Source organism: Leptospira yasudae, from assembly GCF_003545925.1.
Lineage (GTDB): Bacteria > Spirochaetota > Leptospiria > Leptospirales > Leptospiraceae > Leptospira > Leptospira yasudae.
Genome location: NZ_QHCU01000020.1, coordinates 1 through 1,618, shown reverse-complemented (window position 1 = coordinate 1,618; position 1,618 = coordinate 1). Strand labels below are relative to the sequence as shown.

Sequence of the window (1,618 nt, the reverse complement as noted above, 5' to 3'; positions counted from 1 at the left end):
CGTACGACGTTTCCGTCGATCTCTTTCATGCTGGAAACTGCTTTCTCCATCGACTTACCGACGTTTTGTGCGGAGGCAGCGAGTTCTTCGACCGCCGCCGAAGATTCTTCCGCAGCGGAAGCTTGCGTTTGTGCGACATCGGAAAAACTTCTCGATGAATCCGCCATCTTTTCGGACGTGTCTTTAAGAACGTTTGCCGATCCTCCGATCTCTCGAACGACCTTGAGAAGATTCTCCCGCATCGTGTTCATGGAATCCAGAAGGGTTCCGATTTCGTCCTGACGTTGATAGGTTTTTTCCGCGACGAGATTTCCTTTCGCGATTTCTTCCGAAAATCCGATGGCCTTCAACAGACCGGACGTAATCAATTTTTGGAATATGAAACTGAGGCAGATTAGAACCGAAATCAAGATCAATATCGCCGTTAAGAAACTTTTGAAAAGAATGCTCAATACTTCTTTCGTATAAATCGAATCGGGAACGCTTACCTGCATTACCCAATAGTTTTCATCCTTACCGACGTGAAACGGAAAGTAGTAGTGCGTATATCCGTTCGAAGACTCGCTGAAGTTCTTTCCTTCTTTGCTTGATTTCAGATAGGCTTCCAAGTCTTCCTTATCGGGAATCGTCTTCCCCACAAGACTCGGTTCGATTCCGTTGACCGCATAAATACCCTTAGGCGAAAGCAACGTTAGATATCCCTGTTGACGAAACGGTTTTACGTCTCCGAATTTTTTTTGAAGATCGGCGATCGTAAGGTCGATCCCGCACGCTCCTCGAAATTTTCCTTCCACGCTGATCGGCGCCACGACCGAAATCATCAAAATCTGATCTCCGCCTACGACCGTATACGAGTACGGATCGGTTACGAGATACGCGTTTTTCTTTTTCGGAATTTGATAGAAGTCGCCTGTGCCGTCCGTGTTTTCGTAACCGACGCCCGCTTCCAGAGCGAGTTTGCCCTTTTCCTTGGTTTGATGAATGTAAGGAACAAATCTTCCCGTTGCGTCGTGACCGGGAGTATTCGCGAACTTAGCGTCTTGACCTTCGTATGCGTTCGGTTCGTACACGAGCCAAATTCCGTAGAAGTTTGCATTTCGGTTTAATACTTCCTTCATGGAGTCTAAGATCGCTGCTCTCGGAGGAGAGGTAAACATCAAAGGAGAACGAAATCCTCTTACATAGAACATGGTCGAATCGAGAATGTCCTTCACTTCCAAGGACCAACGTTCGGCCGTCAGTTTGGAACTTCCTTCGACTTCCTCTTTCAGATTTTGATACGAAGTGATCGAGTTGATGACCGCAAGAACGGAAAATCCGATAAAGAGAACGATTGCGAGATATAAAGAAATTCGAGTACGAATGCTCATGATGTTTGCTCCTATTCCGAATCCGTTGTTTGAAACTTGCCGATGAGTTGTCCGAGTTGTTCCGCTTGTCCGTGCATTTCGGCGGAGAATGAGGTAAGATCGTCCGCACCCGCAGCGATTTCCTGAGTTCCGTCCGAGATGCTCACGATCGTTTTCGTGATCTCGTCGGTCGCCCGCTTTTGTTCGAGGACTGCTTCTTCGATCTGCAAGCTGAAAGTCATGAGTTCGTTCGCGCTCTGCGAGATTTC

1 protein-coding gene and 1 pseudogene are annotated in these 1,618 nt (G+C 47.4%); both read right to left on the bottom strand.

What is annotated here, in order from left to right:
* Positions 1 to 1,370: methyl-accepting chemotaxis protein (locus DLM76_RS21380; protein WP_147455823.1), on the bottom strand; the 1,370-nt coding region annotated here is incomplete at its 3' end.
* An 11-nt stretch (positions 1,371 to 1,381) separates the two neighbouring features.
* A pseudogene (locus DLM76_RS21375) lies at positions 1,382 to 1,618 on the bottom strand (methyl-accepting chemotaxis protein); the annotation flags it as partial.